Raw genomic sequence first — 15,320 nt, 5'->3', positions numbered from 1 at the left:
TCTTCCAATCGGGCGACAGAGTGAGCATCCAACGGGGACACATCGTGGATGACGATAATGGAGTCTCACTTTTGGGTGGTAATGAACACAACGTCCCCCACAACACTGTCGAGGTCACCGAGTAGGGAGAGTGTCGCCGACAGGTCACTCGTTTTCGTTCTCCTGTCGAAGGCAGTCAAGAAGACGCGACCCAACCAGAGTGCTAATGACCGCGGATTCGAACCGGCAGACGCCTACGGGACAGCGTCCAAATCGAGTGCGCCTCGCACGTTCGATTCGGCGGGAGTGTAATGCAAACAGTCATTATCGGCTTCTCCCTACCACCCGAGAGTGTCCGGTCGTATCCCCAGTATCGATGCGATGCGAATCATCGCGATCGTATTCGTCGTACTGATACACACCGATCCGTTTCAGGGGATCAACACGTACGGGAATGTGATAAACTTCGGAACAAAAACGATCTCGCGGTTCGCCGTCCCCTTCTTTTTCATCACGTCGGGATACTTCTTTGCGCTCAAGACGTCCAACCGGGATTCTGCCACGTACCTCACTAAGCGAGCCTTCAAACTCGTATCCCTCTACCTCTTCGGGCTCGTACTCGTCGTTCCGACGTTCTTAGGTGGGAAACTGGCCGAAGCGGAGCTTTCCGGTCGGTCACCTCACGCGACTGCTACCAGTAGCGTTATCGAGTTCCTCGATCCGGTCGAATTAGTATACTACGGCACATCGGTTTCCGAAATCCTCTGGTTCCTTCCCGCTCTGCTCTTCTCGCTCCTCTTCGTTCACCTCGTCACTGCGATCGGAAAGCCGAGTTACGTGCTGCCAGTTGCGGTGTGCTTCCACCTCGTGGGACTCCTCGGATCGACCTACACGATGTTCGTCGACGTTCCGTTCGAGATTCGAGACGCCATCTTCTTCGGTTTCTTCTACACCAGTTTGGGGTACACGATTTACACACGGGCTTGGGAGCCATCCAAGGAAAAAAGCCGATCCCTCTTCGGTCTCGTTGTACTGTTCGCCGTGTTGCAATTCGTCGAGTTCTATGCCCTCGGCTATCCCCTTCGGGGTGAACTGTTCGGGTCCTACGTCTACGCTCCGAGTTACGGGATTTCCACGGCGCTACTGAGCGCTTCGCTATTCCTGTTTATCCTCTCACGACCGACGCTTTTCGCCGATACACCGCTCCCCGAGTGGGGGACCTACGCGGTGGGGATCTACGTCACCCATCCGACCGTGTTCGCAATTCTGCGCGCCTTCCGTGAGACTCTGGAGTCGATGGGTCATACAATCGATTCAAAGATCGTCTGGCATCTCGTCTTGACACCTGCGACCCTCCTCGGCGCACTCGCAGTCTACCTGCTTGCTCACAGGCTCCGATTAATCGAGATCGGTGGGAGCCACTTCCCCGGAGAACCGTGGCTCAGAAATCGCAGATCGAACTAGCGCTGTTCTCCGACGAATCACTACTACCTCGATCGATTCGGTTCCGAACGAGCATATGGTGGTTCTCCCAAACTCGATCTGAATGTTACTGCGCCCATATCATTTTGAAAACATATCCGTGTGGGAGAACGAAACCACAAGACGCGAGCAAACTGGTAGTGCGCGGGACCGGATTTGAACCGGCGGACCCCTACGGGACAGCGTCCTAAGCGCTGCGCCTTTGGCCTAGCTCGGCAACCCGCGCGCACGCTTCCGTACCGCCGTCGCCCAAAAATACCTGTCGCTACCGCCCGACGCGGTCCCGGATGCTCGCAACCATCCCCTCGAAGTTACCCATCTCCTCGATACCGCCGATTTCGTCGCCGACGGCGATTTCGCCGGGCTCGTCGACCCGCGCACAGATGCCACCGCGGCCCTCACCGAGTGCGCGCATCAGGCCATCCTCGTCGTTCAACTGTTCGATGTAGCGACACGGCGGGCGCGGGCGCGTCCCCTCGAAGGTTGCCTCCCCGAGTCGAAAGCGGCTGTTCAAGAGGTCGTGGACGTCGCCACCCCGGACGACGAGATTGCGGCGGTGTTGGCCCTCCGAGAGGTCGATACCCGTCGTCCGTTCGATTTCTTCGAGCGCCTCCGCCTGTACGAACGTCACCTCACAGACGTCGAACGGCGAGTAGTGGCCGCGGCCGGTGCAGTAGCGGTCGCCGTCCAATCCCCCCGCGACGGCATCGATGCGCTGTCGAGACTGCATCGGCTCGCCCCCGGCCTCCGTGACGTAGATGTCCTCCAGACGCATGCCTCCGTTTGGGGCGCCGACTGTTTATATGCCTGCGTGCCGGAACGGTTCACATGTACCGGGCGCGAGACCACGTCGAAAACGAGGAGTGGCTGGCCGCCATCGACGACGCCGCCGAACGGCTGGACCTCGGCGCGGCGGCCCGCTCGCGTGCGACGGACCTCTTTCTGTCGACGGTTCCGGAGGCCGACCGCTCGAAGCGGGCGACCGTGGCGGCGAGTCTGTATGCTGGCGCGCTCATCGCAGGTGAGCGTCGCTCCCAGTCAGACGTTGCCGACGCCGCCGGCGTCTCGCGGTTGACCGTCCAGAAACGCTGGAAGGAGTTGATGGCCGAGGCGGGGCTGGAACCGCCGAAGTGGTAGGTGTTACCCCCGCTCGGCTGGGCGACCGTCGGATTCCGGCGTGAGATTGCCGTGTTCGTCGATTTCGCCGGAGACGACTCGCGTCGAGGAGATGACCTCCCCGTCCTCGGCGTAGACGTGGTTGACGACCTCGATCTCGAGTTCGTCGAGCCCTTTCTCGCGCCGGACCTCGTTGACGGCGTGACCGCCGTCTTCGGTCTCCGGAGAGACGATGAGTACGTCGAAGCCGGGTTCGGTCGCGACCCCGGTCGGCTCTTCGAGCGTGCGGATGTCGAACTCGCGGCCGTACTCCTCGGCGAAGGCCGACAGTTCGGCTTCGAGGTCCGCGCGACGCTCATCGAAGGAGCGGACGTAGCGGTCGACGCTGCGCGTCCGCGGTGCGAGCTCGTCGCTGGTGAGGCCGACGGTCACGTCACCGAGTTCGAACGCCCGCTCGAACAGCGCCCGGTGGCCGTCGTGAATCGGGTCGAATGTCCCACCCAAAACGACGTTCATGGCGACGGCAACGCAGGGGCCGGGTTTAGTGGCTTCGATGCGAAAATGGGTCGGTCAGTCGTCGTTGTCGTCGCTGTCGTCGCTGTCGTCGGTCCCGTCCGTCGACTCGGGGTCTTCGGACTCGTCGCTGCCGTCTTCGACGGTGATGTCGACGGGGTCGACGCTCTCTCGGTTGCCGATGCCGAGGTGTGAATCGAGGTTGAACACGGTGTTCAATTCCTCCTGGAGGTCATCAACGATAGTGCCGACGAGGTCACTCGGCGCCATCGCCGTGTACTCGTAGGGGTTGTTGCCCGCGCCGCTGGATTCCCGCTTGCTGCGGTCGAGTTTCTCCTCCTCGTGAAGCGCGGCGAGTGCTTCCCGGACGGTGCTCGGATACAGACCGGTTCCCTCGGCGACCTCCTCGCTCGTACTGCCCGGGTTCTGTCGGAGGTAGACGTAGATTCGAGCTCGGGTTTCGGTGTCGAGTACCCACGCCAGCAGGTCGACGATGCCCTCGTCGAACTGTTCGGCGGCCCGCTCGGCCTCCTGTTCGAGTTTCTCGCGAACGCCGTCGTCGGTCTCCCCCATCTCGGATTCCCCCTCCTCGGAGCTGTCGTCAGTAGACATGCGTCGTAATCAATAGGACACAAGGAATACCCGTATATAAATCCAGTGCCGAACGTCATTCGAGAAGCAGGTTCTCGCACACCGCATCGAGACCCTCGCTGTCGTGGAGTCGTCGCTGACGCTCGGCGCCGCTTTCGGTGTCGTACATCTCGCGGATGCCATCCACCCCGAGTCGACTGCACTCGCGGTCGACCAGTTCGCCAAGTGGGATGGCCTCCGAGAAGTCCTTCGAGAGCAGTTCGGTGTCGTGGCCGTGGCGCATCGCCCGCCACTTGTTCTCGTCGAGTGGTTCTCGGCGGTGATGGTAGCCGTTTTCGCCGTCCTCGTAACGAGCGGCGAGGTCCTCGACGAGCGCTTTCGTGTACTCGACGAACGCCAACACCCGCTCGGGGTCGGCCTGGCCGTCCGGCGTCCGTACCTCGACGGTGCCGTGTTCTGAGTGTGGGCGCACGTCGTACCACAACTCGCCGCGGTCGTTTATCGACCCGTTTTCGACCATCATCCGCTCGAAGGACTGGAACGCCTCGAAGTCCTCGAAGGTGGTCGGCATGCCGGTGTTGGGGAGCCCCTCGAAAATCTTCGCACGGGCGGAGGACAACCCAGTGTCGAACCCGTTCCAGAACGGCGAATTCGCAGATAGCGCGAGCATAATCGGGAGATACCAGCGCATCTCGTTTGCGATCCAGACAGCTTTGTCGGCGTCGTCGACGCCGACGTGGACGTGCAGTCCGGCCGTCGTGTTCCGGTGCTGTGGGTACTGAATCCGGTCGAGTTGTGCGCGATACCGTGGTTTCTCGGCGTGTTCGAGTTCGCGCCACTTCGCCGCCGGGTGGAGGCCGGCCGCCGCGATGCCGAACCCCTCGGCGTCGGCGTGGTCGACCAGCGCCGTCCGAACCTCGGCGAGGGCGTCACGGGCGGCCGGCAGCGACCCGATGGTCGGCGTCTGGGTCTCGATGACGCACTTGAACAGTTCGTGGTCGAGTCGCCCGTCCAGTATCTCCGGTGGGTCGGACTCGTAGACGAGTTCGTCCGTGCCGGCGGTGGGGCGCCCGGTCTCGTCGACGACGAAGAACTCCTCTTCGATGCCGAGCGTTCCCATCCGGTCGAAGGCATCCCGCGAGCCCAGTTCCATCGACGACACCTTGGCCGGGGCGGATTAAATACCATTTGACCTGCTGTGGCCGGACCGCACAGCCGTCTCCGCCCCCGTCGCCGAATCGACGGAGCTATCGCGTCCAAATCGTCCGATTTACGAGCGAGAACACCACCTCGCCGTCGACGGTCGCCTCCCGGTTGGTCGTGACGATGCCGCGTTGTTCGTTGCGCTTCGAGTGCCGTTTGTCCGCGATTTCGAGCGTGACGGACATCGTGTCACCGGGCCGAAGCGGCGCCGGCAGCCGCATCTCCTCGATGTGACCGGCGGCGACGAGGTCCGAATCGCCGTAGAAGTGCTCGACAACCGGCCGCTGGGTCAGCGCGAAGGTGTGGATGCCGCTGGCGATGATGTCGCCGAACGGCGATTCCGCGGCGGCCGCCTCGTCGGTGTGGATGCCGAGCGGGTCGTACTCCTCGGCGAAGGCGACGATTTCCTCGCGCGTCACCGACCGCGTCCCGCAGTCGATGGTCTCGCCGACGGTCAACCCCTCGAAAGTTCGATGACTCATTATCGGACGAACAGTCACCGGGCGCATAGTGATTGCGCCCGACGGCTATCGTTACTCCGGCCGGGCGACGACCGCGAGGTGGTCGTCGTGGAACGGCTCCAGCGACCGCGTCTCCAGTACCTCGTAGCCCTCACGGAGTGTCGTCAGGACCTCCTCGAACACCGCATCGGGGTCCCGAGCCACGTCCTCGCTTCGTGCCTTAACGGCCAACAGGAGTCGGCCGTCGTCGTCGAGGAACCGCCGATTCGCGAGCGCCACCTTCGCCTGCCCGCGCGTTGCCACGTCCTGAATCAGGACGTCGACCGGTTCGACGACGTGGGCGTACGTCTCCGGCTTGCGGGCGTCTTTCAACAGCGGGAAGAGGTTGCTCCGCGGTTCGGCGGCATCGAGGAGATCCCTCGCCGGCCGCGCCGCGAACTCGACGGCGTACGTCGGCCCCGAGAAGTCGGCGACGTGGCTGACTGTCGTCCCCGCCGCGGCGCCGAGATACAGCACCGTCTCGCCGCCGGCGAGGTTCGTGTCCATCCCCTTCTCCAGCATCGCGCCGAGTTTCGAGCGGCGAACGTCCCACTTTCGCCAGCCGTCGACGGTCGGCTCGCCGTACACCGGTTTGCCCTCCGTGGCCAGCGACTCGCGACCGTCGAAGGCGCGGCGCTCGACGCCCGCCGGCAGGTCACTCATCGACATCACGCGCCTGGATGCGCTCGATGCGTTCGGCGAGGTCGGCGTCGAGTTCCGTCTTTCGCTCCCCGGAGTAGTGGTCGACGCGGGCGGCGATGGCGAGTTTGCCCGCCAGCGCACGCGCCGCCGACCCCCGGTTGTCGGGGTGCGTCCCTTGAACCGCCTCGTGGACGAAGATGACGCCGTGTTTCGGCGATGGCGCCCGTCCGCGGAGGTGTGCGAACAGCGCCTCCTCGGCGCCCAGCACCTGGACCGTCCCGGCGGGTTTGCGGGCGAGTTGCTTCAGTCCGCCGGCGAGTGCGATGAGTCGGGCCGCCAACACGGGCCCGGCCAGCGCCGAGAGGTTCGGCGCCACCTCCGGAGCGGTGCGTTCGACGTGGGCCCGGAGGTCCGCGGCCTCGTCGTCGAGGTCACGGACTCGCTGCGAAAGCGAGACGAGCGGGCCCTCGTCGCCCGACTCGGCTAACTCTCGGGCGTATTCGACTCCCGTCTCCGCATCCTCGTGTCTGCTTCCGGCCCACTCGGCGACACGCTCGGCCAGTTCGTTGGCGACGCGCTCACAGTCGTCCATCGAACGGACGGCGTGGATGAGCTGTTGATCGCCGGCCGTTTCCGCGTCGGTGACGGCGTCGCGCGTCGCCGCCATCGTCGCCTCGTGGAGCGCGTCGTAATAGTCGTCCTCGTCGGCCGCGAAGCCGGATTCCACCGCGTGTGTCGGCCACTCCGCCGGTTCCTCGGCGGAGCCGCTGCTGATAGCTTCGGCGGTCGCCGCCGTGTCCTCTCGGTCGACCCCCTCGAACCAGCCGCGTGTCGAGGGTTCGGCTCCGTCCATGGCGTTGCGTTGCGCGGTGGCTCACATATGCGTGCCGGTGTGGGCGCTCGATACCGCGTCGATGCGGAGCCATCAGACGTTCCGGACGACGTAAATCGCCGCCCCCGGAACTGCGAGCAGCGCGAAAATAGTCGCCAGTTCCAGCCGGTGTCCGAAGGCGAGATACGTCTCGCCGAGTTTGCCCGCTTCCGCGCCGTAGACGAACAGCGTTCCACTCACGCCACCCGTCCCGACGCCCCGCTTGCCGCCGACCGCGCGGGCGAGGCGGTCGTATCGGGACACGCCGAACCACGGTAGCCGTTCGGCGATGCCACGGTAGGGCAGTCGCTTGGCGAGTCGGCCGGCGAACGGTACGGAGGCGACCGCCGGAAGCGCCGGCAGACCGATGCCAAGCGAGAGACCACCGATAGCGAGCCCCTTCAGCACGGTTCGCTTGAGTTTGCGGAGTATCACGCGAACGAGCAATCGTCCGAGGGCGGCCCCGAGAATCAGCAACCCGGTTTCGAGTATCGACACCCGAAGGCCGGCGACCCCGAACCGCCACGAGAGCGTCTCGGTGAACAGTCCGGCCGCCAACACGAACAGGCCGGTGGAGACGAGGTACTTCCCGCTCGTGCCCTTCCGACGGTTCCGGCGAAGCCTATCGACGACCACCGATGACCGACCTCCGTGTACGCATTTGGCGGGGAAACTCGATGTGTGTATAAAAGCAAAGTGGCCGAATGCCGGGTGACGGCGGCGCGAGGACAGTGGGGTCCCCTCACGCACCGCACTGTCGCTCTCAGCAGACCGGTTTGGGGTTGACGCCCATCGACTCCAGTCGCTCGGTGTACTCCTCGTAGGCTCGCTGAATCGCCTCGGAGGCTGCCTCTTCGGCGCGGTCCCAGCAGTCCTCGTCGTCGCAGTGGGCTTCGAGGAGGGAGATTGCGCGTTCGAGTTGGGCGTCGAGGTCGTCGCCCATCCCGCGGAACAGACTCGCCGTCTGTGGGTCGGCCTTGCCGACGAAGAACCCGGTCATCTGCTCTTTGGATTTTTCGGCGGCCAGCGTCCGGCCGACGAAGCCACCGAGACGCTCGATGTCGTCGTCGAGATCTCGGAGGTACGACTGGATGGCGGACACCTCCCCGGGGTCGTGGCCGTCGAGTTCGCCGACGACGGTGTCGTAGTGGTCGCGTTCCTCGGCAGCCGTCTCGGCGAAGGCGTCGGCCACGTCGCCGTCGGCCGTCTCGGCCCACGTCTCGTACGTCTCGGCGGCGTGGTGTTCGGCCGTCGCGGCGGCCCGAAGCACCTCCTCGACATCCATCTCTCCCATCGTGTCGGCGTACAGTGACTTCGAGGAGCCGAGTCGCGAGAGCGCGGTGTTGTTTGCCTCCCGAACGGACTCGACGAACTCCGAATCTGTCATGTACCGGCGTAGGGTCGGTGAGCGCTTGTAACCAGCGGTCCGAGGAAGGGTCGGTATCGACGGCGGCGACGCTATCGGCCGTGAAAAATGCGAGAACTGGTGTCTGCTCAGTTGCCGGTCTCGATTTCGGCGCCGACGAGGTTGCCCCACTCCGTCCACGAGCCGTCGTAGTTGGAGGTGTCCTCGTAACCCAGCAGTTCGTGCAGCGCGAACCACGCGACCGACGAGCGCTCGGCGATACGGCAGTAGGCGATGGTCGTCTCGTCGCCGTCGATGCCGTACTCGGCGTAGAGCTCTTCGAGTTCGTCGCGGGTCTTGAACGTGCCGTCGTCGTTGGTCACGTCGGCCCACGAGATGTTCTCCGCACCGGGAACGTGGCCGCCTCGCTGGGCGGTCTCCTGCAGTCCCGGCGGGGCGAGGATTTCACCGGAGTACTCCTCGGGGGAGCGAACGTCGACGAGCGGCAGGCCCTTGTCGATGGCCTTCTCGACGTCCTCTCGGTAGGCGCGGATGGACTCCTTGGGGCCGCTTGCGGCGTACTCCGTCGAGGGGTACTCCGGCACCTCGTCGGTGAGCGGGTAGTCGTTTTCGACCCAGTAGTCGCGGCCGCCGTCCATCAGGCGTACGTCGTCGTGGCCGTAGTACTTGAACTCCCAGTAGGTGTAGGCGGCGAACCAGTTGGCGTTGTCACCGTAGAGGACGACGGTGGTGTCCTCGGTGATGCCGAGTCGCTCCATCAGGGCCTCGAAGTCCTCCTTCGAGAGCAGGTCCCGCTGGACCTGGTCGCGGAGGTCCCGCTCCCAGTCGAGGCCGATGGCGCCGGGAACGTGGCCCTCCTCGTCGTACACTTCCGTGTCGACGTCGACTTCGAGAATGCGATAGTCGGGGTCGTCGCTCTGGAAGGCGTCGAGGTGGTCCTCCACCCAGTCCGCCGAGACAAGTACGTCAGGGTTCGCGTAGTCGCTCATGTTACAACCCCTAGTACTCCAACCACGACCATAACACTACGACTCTCGGCACGTTCAGCCACGCCTCCCACCTACCAGCAACAGTTGCCGCTACTGTCGCGCCGTTTCTGGACGCTCATCGGCGCTGGAGAGCCGTCGGGAGACGACTCGGCGTGAAGGGTGGCCCACGGAACACCTACCAGCAAAATAATCCGCTATCTCCGAGGGCCTCCGAGTGGACGGATTGAAGCCGTCGTAGCCGGAGAATCGGATATGAGCGACGTAGTGGTGTCGGCGGCGTGGTTGGCCGACCGACTCGAGGAGGTGCACGTGGTCGACGTTCGAGATGCGTGGGAGTACGACGGCATCGGCCACATCCCCGGAGCGGTGAACGTCCCTTTCGAGACGTTCCGGTCCGAAGACGACGGCGAGGCCGGCATGCTTCCCGGCGCCGAAGCCTTCGCCGAGCTGTTGGGCGATGTCGGTATCGGGACCGACGAGGAACTCGTCGCCTACGACGACATGCACGGCGTCTTCGCCGCGCGGCTGCTCGTGACCGCCGAACTGTACGGCCACGACCCGGAGAAGCTCCACCTGCTCGATGGCGATTACTCCGCGTGGAGCCTCGAACACCCCGTCAGCGAGACGACACCGCCCACCGAATCAGCAGAGTACGAGGCGTCGTTCCGGACCGACGGCCCTCTCGTGGGAATCGAATTCGTCGAGTCAGCCATCGACGACCCCGACACCGTCATCGTCGATACCCGCGAGGAGTGGGAGTACGAGGAGGGTCACATCCCCGGAGCAGTCCGCCTCGATTGGCGCGAACTCGTCGACGACGACAGCCGGGGCCTTCACCCCGAATCGAAGATTCGGAGCCTCCTCGAAGAACGGGATATCACGCCGGAAAAACGCGTCCTCCTGTACTGCAACACCGCCCGGCGCATCAGCCACACCTACACCGTCCTTCGACATCTCGGCTATCCCGATCTCGCGTTCTACGAGGGAAGCCTCACGGAGTGGGAAGCCAAAGGTGGAGCCTTAGAGACCGTCGACTGACTCACCAACACTCCATCGTCTCCGCGTCCTCCAACGTGGGCTCGGCGTCGTGGCCCTCTCCGACTGCCCGGAGGAGTCTGTCGTCCGTGATGAGATAGCGGACCCGAAAGTACGGACTGTCGGCGTGAACCTTCCCGCGGTCGGTATCCTCTTCGTAATAGAAGTTCGTCCGCATCTCGACGCGGTAACCGCCTTCGACCTCCCGTACCGATTCGAACGACTCGCTGTGGCCGTAGGCCGTCGTATCCTCCGAGAGAATCAGATGCTGGCGATACGCGCTCTCGTACGCTCGGAGATACGATTCGACGGTCTCGTCGTTCAACTCTTCCGGACGCTCGGGGAGTTCTCGCGGCTCCATCTCGCTGCTGGGCTCAACGGGGTCGGTCCGGTCGACCGTACACGGCTCCGGCGTCTCTGAATCCCCGTAGTTCAACGGGTCGACACCGACGAGACAACCGGACAGGGCGACGGTACTCGAGCCGACGGCAGCGAGGAGGGCACGGCGCTTCATGGGTCGGGCTACTGGTCGTACCGATAAGGGCCTTCAGGAGACTCAAACGGACCTTTGAGTCATCCGTGTAGGTTCCGACATACGGGACGGAACGCCAGCATCTTTATTCGACCTAATGACGTGTTTCACGACATGAATACGCCTCCATCGATTGGTGCTCGGGAGCGACGCTGGAGCCGACGGGCCATACTCAAGAGGACGAGCGCACTCACAGCGACCGGACTGACCGTGGCACTCGCCGGCTGTTCGATACTCGGCGCCGACCACGCCACCTACTGGTCCGACAGCGGACAACTCGATGTCGACTACGACGGCGTGATGGCGGCGGCACGAGAGGCCGGCTACGAGGTCGAGGAACCGTACTACGTCAACGACACGGAGACCAGAGGGGTCCATCCCGACGGGCTCACGGACCTCGACGAACGGTTCGGGCCCGACTATCGCGTGTTCGGGTTCTCCCGCTATCACACCGAGACGGTGTTTTTGGAGGTCTCGCTCACCGGCGAGCAGCCGTCGATGGGGCTGTTCGACGACCGGGGTGCATTCGAGGGGATTCCGGTCGATTCCGTGCCGCCGGAGGCGTGGCTCATCGAACAGTTCACGCTGGTGTTCGACGTCTTCGAGACGGACGCCCGGGAGTACGCCGCGGCGTTGCGCGAGCAGGCCGCCGAAGGGACGGACACTCCCCGAGTCGAGGTGAGCGAACCACTGGATTTTCCGGGGTTCTACGGGGCGGTCGAATCCGAACGAACGGACGTGCTCGGCTCCGAGACCGGTGGCGACGGCTGGTACAACGAAACCTCGCTTCGGGACGGACAGCGGTTCGCAACCGTCGCCTTCATCGTTCAGAGTATGGCTGTCATACACCACGATGGCTCTCGAAGGTACAGGCTCAAACTCGACCGACTCGGTGGATTCAATCTGGAGGTTCGGCTGCCGGTCGGCGAGGAGATTCCCGAAGAGGAGTATCGTGGCGTGTTCCGACAACTGTTCGAGGACGTCGGGCTCCCGCCGGAGACGGTCGACGACCTGACCTTCGAGTACTCGCCGTCGGTGTGGTAGCGCTCCGCTCCCGTCGCGGTCAGCCGAACGCCTCGAAGGGTTCCCCACAGTCCCGACAGTAGTGCATCGACCGACAGAGCGACGGCCCCTTGGGGTGTTCCCGGTCGGTGTTGTTCGACCCGCAGTACGGGCAGGCCGCCGCCGCGCCGCCGGCATCGGTGTCCGTCGAGGGGTCCGGTCGCCCACTCATACCGACACCCCGAACTCACGCAGGTCGGCCTTACCGTCGTCGGTGACCATCTCGACGTTCCACTCGGGGCTCCAGACCAACTCGACATCGGCGGTGTCGACGCCGTCGGCGCCCTCGGCCGCCAGCCGTACGTCTTCTTGAAGGTAGTCTCGGGCCGGACAACCGGTGTAGGTGAGCGTCATCGTCACCGTTGCGTGGCCGTCCGCGACGGTCACGCCGTAGATGAGCCCCAAATCGACGACCGAAATCGGCATCTCGGGGTCCTCGACCTCGTAGAGCCGTTCCCAGACGTTCGCCTCGGCGCCGGTGGCCTCCTCGCCGGTCGCCGGCAGTCCATCCGCAGCGTCGCCGGCACCGTAGTCGGTGTAGGCGCAGTACTCCGGGGTCCCCCCGTCGAACTCTGAGATATCCTCAGACATCGACATCGGCCTCCTCGGGGGCGGGCATCAGCGACGGCGCTTCGCTCCGCCCCAGTTGTCGGTAGGTGAAGGTGAACTCGTCGTACATCGACCGCCACGCCTCGGTGTGGGTGCCGTTTCGGCCGCGGGTCTCGGGGAGCAGTTCCTCGGGTGACTCGACCGGCACCTCGACGCCGAGGCCGGCGAGGAACCCGGAGACGACCTCGCGCCACTCCGCCCGGAGGTCCGCGATGGGTTCCGGCCTGATTCCGGTGTCGACGATGGTCTCCTCGTGGTCGGTGCGCTCGAACAGCGTCAGCGCGTGGGGGAACAGGCGGTCGACGGCTCGCTGGATGCGCCGTCGCCCGTCGGCGCTCTCCGAGAGCCGTTCGAGCCAGCTCTGGGCGTGATCGCGGTGGTAGTGTTCCTCGCCGCGGACCTTCCCGACTCGGTCGGCGATGGGTGCGTACGTGCTCTCGGCGAGCGCCTGCAGACGCAGGTGTTCGTGGGTGTCGTAGAGGTAGCCGCGGACGACGCAGTCTGCCCAGTCGCCGTCCTCGAACGGCAACTCGACGAGCGTCGCGTGCCGGAAATCGGCGGGGTCGCGCTCCCAGATGAGGTCGACCTGGTCGTAGCCGAAATCCTCCAGTAAATCGTACCACAATCGGGCGTGGCCCAACTCGTCTTGGGCGATGTTCGCGATTGCGATGTCGGCCTCCAGCGTCGGCCCCCGAACCTGCCACTCGGTGTAGCGTTCGGCGACGACGAACTCGTCGTCGGCCAGTGTTCGGAGTTCGGCCTCGACGGCCGCCCGCTCGCGGTCGCTCAGTTCCTCGGTAGCGACCATCAGTTATCCGCCTCCGCGAGGTCGCGTTCGGCTTCCTCCTGTTCGCGCTGGCTGGCCTCGATTTCCTCGGCGAACGTCTCGTCGGTGTTGTAGTTCGTCGCCCAGCGGTACTGCTTCTGGGTGGTTCCACCCATTTCGGTTCCGGGGTCGTCGGCGTGAACCGTCTCGATTTCCGCTTTCGGGACAACCCAGAGGCTGTTGGCCGGCTTCCGGCGGGCGTGCATAATCTGTGCGAACTGTTTGGCCAACTCGGCGTCCGGCGCGTGGACGTTGCCGACGTGAGTGTGGTAGTCCTTCTCTTTTTCCTGTCTGAACACTTCCCAAATCATGGTCAGTCGTCCGCTGTCGCAGGGGTTTCCCCGCCCTGCTCGGGTGATTCGATGGCGTCGCGGACCCACTCGACGGCTGCCTGTGCATGTTCTCGCTTCTCGATTTGGCCGACGCCGGTCGGATACTCGTTTTTCGCGACGGTGAAGAACTCCTCCCAGTCGAGGTCCTCCTCGTAGACCTCGTAGTAGTCGTCGGCTTCGTGGTACTCGACGCGGGGGTACTCCGGCAGTTCGAGACCGTACTTCTCGGCCTTGGGGACGTAGGCGTTGAGGAAGGCGTTCCGGAGGTCGTCGTTGCTCATCGTCTTCAGGCCGACATCCATGGCGAACTCGCCGTGGGTCGACTGGTCGTCGGTCGGCCCGAAGAACTGCAGGATGCGCGGCCACCACTTCTCGAAGGCCGCCTGCAACCGCTCGCGGTCGCGTTTCGACCCTGTCGCGATGGTCCGCAGGATGTCCTCACCGTGTTTGATGTGGAAGCCCTCCTCGAAGCAGATCTTGTCGATGGCGTGGGCGTAGGGCTCCCAGGAGGTGCGCTTCAGTGTCGCCTGCCGGCGCATCGCCGCGCCGTCGACGAAGAACATTATCATCGGCAGTTCGTACCAGTCGTCCAGCGGGTAGTGGAAACAGTTGAGGAACTTCCCCTGGCCTGCTTCGAGTTCGTCCAGCATCTCCTCGCGCGTTTTGATGCCCAACTCCTCGGCGGCCCGATACAGCAGTTGTCCGTGGCCCACCTCGTCTTGGACCTGCGCCGAGACGGCGAGTTTCCTGTCGAGGCTCGGCGCCTGCCGGATGAACGGACGTTCGATGTAGGCGCCCATAATCTCGCTATTGGCGTGGAACTGAATCATCCGCGTTGCGGCTTCCCGGTACTCCCGTGGCATGTCGTCGCCGGGGCCGAAGTTGCGCGGCCCGGCGCGTTTTTTCACTGTGTCGATGTCCATCCTACGTGAACTAGTGTCACGAATTAACATACTGTTTGACCAGCCTATGGACGGGTTTTAAATATTAATCGTGCTAACTAGCCCCATGATTTCGGAGTGTCTCGTCGTCGAGTTCCGGGTCACCGGCGACGACTGCCCGCTTGCGGCGGCGTCCCGGAGCGCCGAGGAGTCCATCGAGGCCGCACCGCCGCTCCGACGGGCCGACGGCAACACGCTGTTGCGGTTTTCGACGGTCGGCGACGCCGTCGGCGACACACTCGACGCCGACGACCGGATTCGATACCTCCACCGGACGAGCGTCGACAGCCGCCACACCTTTCGCTGTCTCTCGAAGGACCGCTGTGTCGTCCACGAACTCATCGACGAGGGATTTCTGGTCGATTCGGTCCAGTACCGCGACGGCGTCGAGCGGCACGTCGGCGCCGTCGTGGGCCAGGAGGTACTCCACGGTGTCCTCGAGGCAGCAGGAGAGGCCGTCGGCGTGAAACTCGAACGAATCTCTCCGCTGGGCGACGACGGCGACGTTTCCGTCGAGACGCGATGGAACCTGACGCCCGGACAGGCCGCTGCCCTCGAAACCGCCTACGAGATGGGATACTTCGACGTGCCGAAACGCGTCACGTCCGCGGAGGTGGCGGCCGAACTCGACATTTCGAAATCGGCGTTCCTCGAACGCCTGCGCCGGGGGCAGACGCGGCTTCTCGGTAGCGTGTTCGCCTAATCGGCCGGTGAACTCACACACCTGTTTA

At 64.2% G+C, this 15,320-nt stretch carries 21 protein-coding genes and 1 tRNA gene; 5 read left to right on the top strand and 17 right to left on the bottom strand.

The window, feature by feature from the left end; all coding sequences use genetic code 11:
* Positions 1-330 precede the first annotated feature (330 nt).
* Positions 331-1,443: an acyltransferase gene (locus tag HWX69_RS11260; RefSeq protein ID WP_218644783.1), complete on the top strand. Its 1,113-nt coding sequence runs from the start codon at positions 331-333 to the stop codon at positions 1,441-1,443.
* Positions 1,444-1,602: 159 nt separating this feature from the next.
* Here the strand turns inward: HWX69_RS11260 and HWX69_RS11255 are convergent.
* Together HWX69_RS11255 and HWX69_RS11250 are read right to left on the bottom strand one after the other, a co-directional pair.
* Positions 1,603-1,687: transfer RNA gene (locus HWX69_RS11255), tRNA-Leu, on the bottom strand.
* Positions 1,688-1,726: 39 nt separating this feature from the next.
* Entirely contained in the window at positions 1,727-2,236 is a 510-nt protein-coding gene (locus HWX69_RS11250; RefSeq protein WP_178917197.1) for an MOSC domain-containing protein, read from the bottom strand.
* A gap of 53 nt (positions 2,237-2,289) precedes the next feature.
* On the opposite strand from HWX69_RS11250, the gene HWX69_RS11245 reads away from it, so the two are divergent.
* Positions 2,290-2,598: a transcription initiation factor IIB family protein gene (locus HWX69_RS11245; RefSeq protein ID WP_178917196.1), complete on the top strand. Its 309-nt coding sequence runs from the start codon at positions 2,290-2,292 to the stop codon at positions 2,596-2,598.
* 3 nt (positions 2,599-2,601) lie between these two features.
* On the opposite strand, the gene HWX69_RS11240 is transcribed toward HWX69_RS11245, so the two are convergent.
* The 9 genes from HWX69_RS11240 to HWX69_RS11200 all read right to left on the bottom strand — a co-directional run bounded on the left by HWX69_RS11240 (position 2,602) and on the right by HWX69_RS11200 (position 9,252).
* A complete protein-coding gene (locus HWX69_RS11240; RefSeq protein ID WP_178917195.1) occupies positions 2,602-3,093 on the bottom strand; it encodes a phosphopantetheine adenylyltransferase in 492 nt (163 codons plus the stop codon).
* Positions 3,094-3,147: 54 nt separating this feature from the next.
* On the bottom strand, positions 3,148-3,702 hold the full coding sequence (locus HWX69_RS11235; protein WP_178917194.1) for a winged helix-turn-helix domain-containing protein: 555 nt from the start codon (positions 3,700-3,702) through the stop codon (positions 3,148-3,150).
* Between the two features lie 55 nt (positions 3,703-3,757).
* Positions 3,758-4,834, bottom strand: coding sequence for a glutamate--cysteine ligase (locus HWX69_RS11230; RefSeq protein ID WP_178917193.1), 1,077 nt, complete (start codon positions 4,832-4,834; stop codon positions 3,758-3,760).
* 94 nt (positions 4,835-4,928) lie between these two features.
* Entirely contained in the window at positions 4,929-5,366 is a 438-nt protein-coding gene (locus HWX69_RS11225) for a MaoC/PaaZ C-terminal domain-containing protein (RefSeq protein WP_178917192.1), read from the bottom strand.
* A 51-nt stretch (positions 5,367-5,417) separates the two neighbouring features.
* Entirely contained in the window at positions 5,418-6,047 is a 630-nt protein-coding gene (locus tag HWX69_RS11220; RefSeq protein WP_178917191.1) for a fibrillarin-like rRNA/tRNA 2'-O-methyltransferase, read from the bottom strand.
* On the bottom strand, positions 6,040-6,879 hold the full coding sequence (locus HWX69_RS11215; RefSeq protein ID WP_178917190.1) for an NOP5/NOP56 family protein: 840 nt from the start codon (positions 6,877-6,879) through the stop codon (positions 6,040-6,042). Before HWX69_RS11215 ends, HWX69_RS11220 begins: the two co-directional genes overlap by 8 nt.
* Positions 6,880-6,951: 72 nt before the next feature.
* On the bottom strand, positions 6,952-7,533 hold the full coding sequence (locus HWX69_RS11210; protein ID WP_178917189.1) for a hypothetical protein: 582 nt from the start codon (positions 7,531-7,533) through the stop codon (positions 6,952-6,954).
* Positions 7,534-7,660: 127 nt separating this feature from the next.
* A complete protein-coding gene (locus HWX69_RS11205) occupies positions 7,661-8,284 on the bottom strand; it encodes a ferritin family protein (RefSeq protein ID WP_178917188.1) in 624 nt (207 codons plus the stop codon).
* Positions 8,285-8,391: 107 nt separating this feature from the next.
* Complete coding sequence (locus tag HWX69_RS11200; protein ID WP_178917187.1) at positions 8,392-9,252, bottom strand: sulfurtransferase; 861 nt, start codon at positions 9,250-9,252, stop codon at positions 8,392-8,394.
* A gap of 252 nt (positions 9,253-9,504) precedes the next feature.
* Here HWX69_RS11200 and HWX69_RS11195 point away from each other — a divergent pair, with 252 nt between their 5' ends.
* Positions 9,505-10,290, top strand: coding sequence for a sulfurtransferase (locus HWX69_RS11195; RefSeq protein ID WP_178917186.1), 786 nt, complete (start codon positions 9,505-9,507; stop codon positions 10,288-10,290).
* Between the two features lies 1 nt (position 10,291).
* Here HWX69_RS11195 and HWX69_RS11190 read toward each other — a convergent pair whose 3' ends face one another.
* Positions 10,292-10,801 (bottom strand): hypothetical protein, encoded by a 510-nt coding sequence (locus HWX69_RS11190; protein ID WP_178917185.1) that lies wholly within the window; start codon positions 10,799-10,801, stop codon positions 10,292-10,294.
* 132 nt (positions 10,802-10,933) lie between these two features.
* Here HWX69_RS11190 and HWX69_RS11185 point away from each other — a divergent pair, with 132 nt between their 5' ends.
* Positions 10,934-11,863 (top strand): hypothetical protein, encoded by a 930-nt coding sequence (locus HWX69_RS11185; protein WP_178917184.1) that lies wholly within the window; start codon positions 10,934-10,936, stop codon positions 11,861-11,863.
* A gap of 19 nt (positions 11,864-11,882) precedes the next feature.
* Here HWX69_RS11185 and paaE read toward each other — a convergent pair whose 3' ends face one another.
* From paaE to HWX69_RS11160, 5 genes are read right to left on the bottom strand one after another with little or no spacing between them, the layout of a single operon-like run.
* Complete coding sequence (gene paaE / locus HWX69_RS11180) at positions 11,883-12,053, bottom strand: 1,2-phenylacetyl-CoA epoxidase subunit PaaE (RefSeq protein ID WP_178917183.1); 171 nt, start codon at positions 12,051-12,053, stop codon at positions 11,883-11,885.
* Positions 12,050-12,472, bottom strand: a complete 423-nt coding sequence (paaD, locus tag HWX69_RS11175) for a 1,2-phenylacetyl-CoA epoxidase subunit PaaD (RefSeq protein WP_178917182.1) — start codon at positions 12,470-12,472, stop codon at positions 12,050-12,052. The genes paaE and paaD overlap by 4 nt, the downstream gene beginning before the upstream one ends.
* Complete coding sequence (paaC, locus tag HWX69_RS11170) at positions 12,465-13,298, bottom strand: 1,2-phenylacetyl-CoA epoxidase subunit PaaC (RefSeq protein WP_178917181.1); 834 nt, start codon at positions 13,296-13,298, stop codon at positions 12,465-12,467. Before paaC ends, paaD begins: the two co-directional genes overlap by 8 nt.
* Positions 13,298-13,627 carry a 1,2-phenylacetyl-CoA epoxidase subunit PaaB gene (gene paaB / locus HWX69_RS11165; protein ID WP_178917180.1) on the bottom strand — a complete coding sequence of 110 codons (330 nt, stop codon included), beginning with the start codon at positions 13,625-13,627 and terminating at the stop codon, positions 13,298-13,300. Before paaB ends, paaC begins: the two co-directional genes overlap by 1 nt.
* Before the next feature lie 2 nt (positions 13,628-13,629).
* Positions 13,630-14,571, bottom strand: a complete 942-nt coding sequence (locus HWX69_RS11160) for a Phenylacetic acid catabolic protein (RefSeq protein ID WP_178917179.1) — start codon at positions 14,569-14,571, stop codon at positions 13,630-13,632.
* Positions 14,572-14,656: 85 nt separating this feature from the next.
* On the opposite strand from HWX69_RS11160, the gene HWX69_RS11155 reads away from it, so the two are divergent.
* The gene (locus tag HWX69_RS11155; protein WP_178917178.1) at positions 14,657-15,292 is read left to right on the top strand and encodes a helix-turn-helix domain-containing protein; all 636 of its coding nucleotides are present in this window, start codon (positions 14,657-14,659) and stop codon (positions 15,290-15,292) included.
* The last annotated feature ends 28 nt before the right edge of the window (positions 15,293-15,320 follow it).

This window comes from Natronomonas gomsonensis (genome assembly GCF_013391635.1).
Taxonomy (GTDB): Archaea; Halobacteriota; Halobacteria; order Halobacteriales; family Haloarculaceae; genus Natronomonas; species Natronomonas gomsonensis_A.
This window is presented reverse-complemented; position numbering and strand designations above follow the sequence as displayed.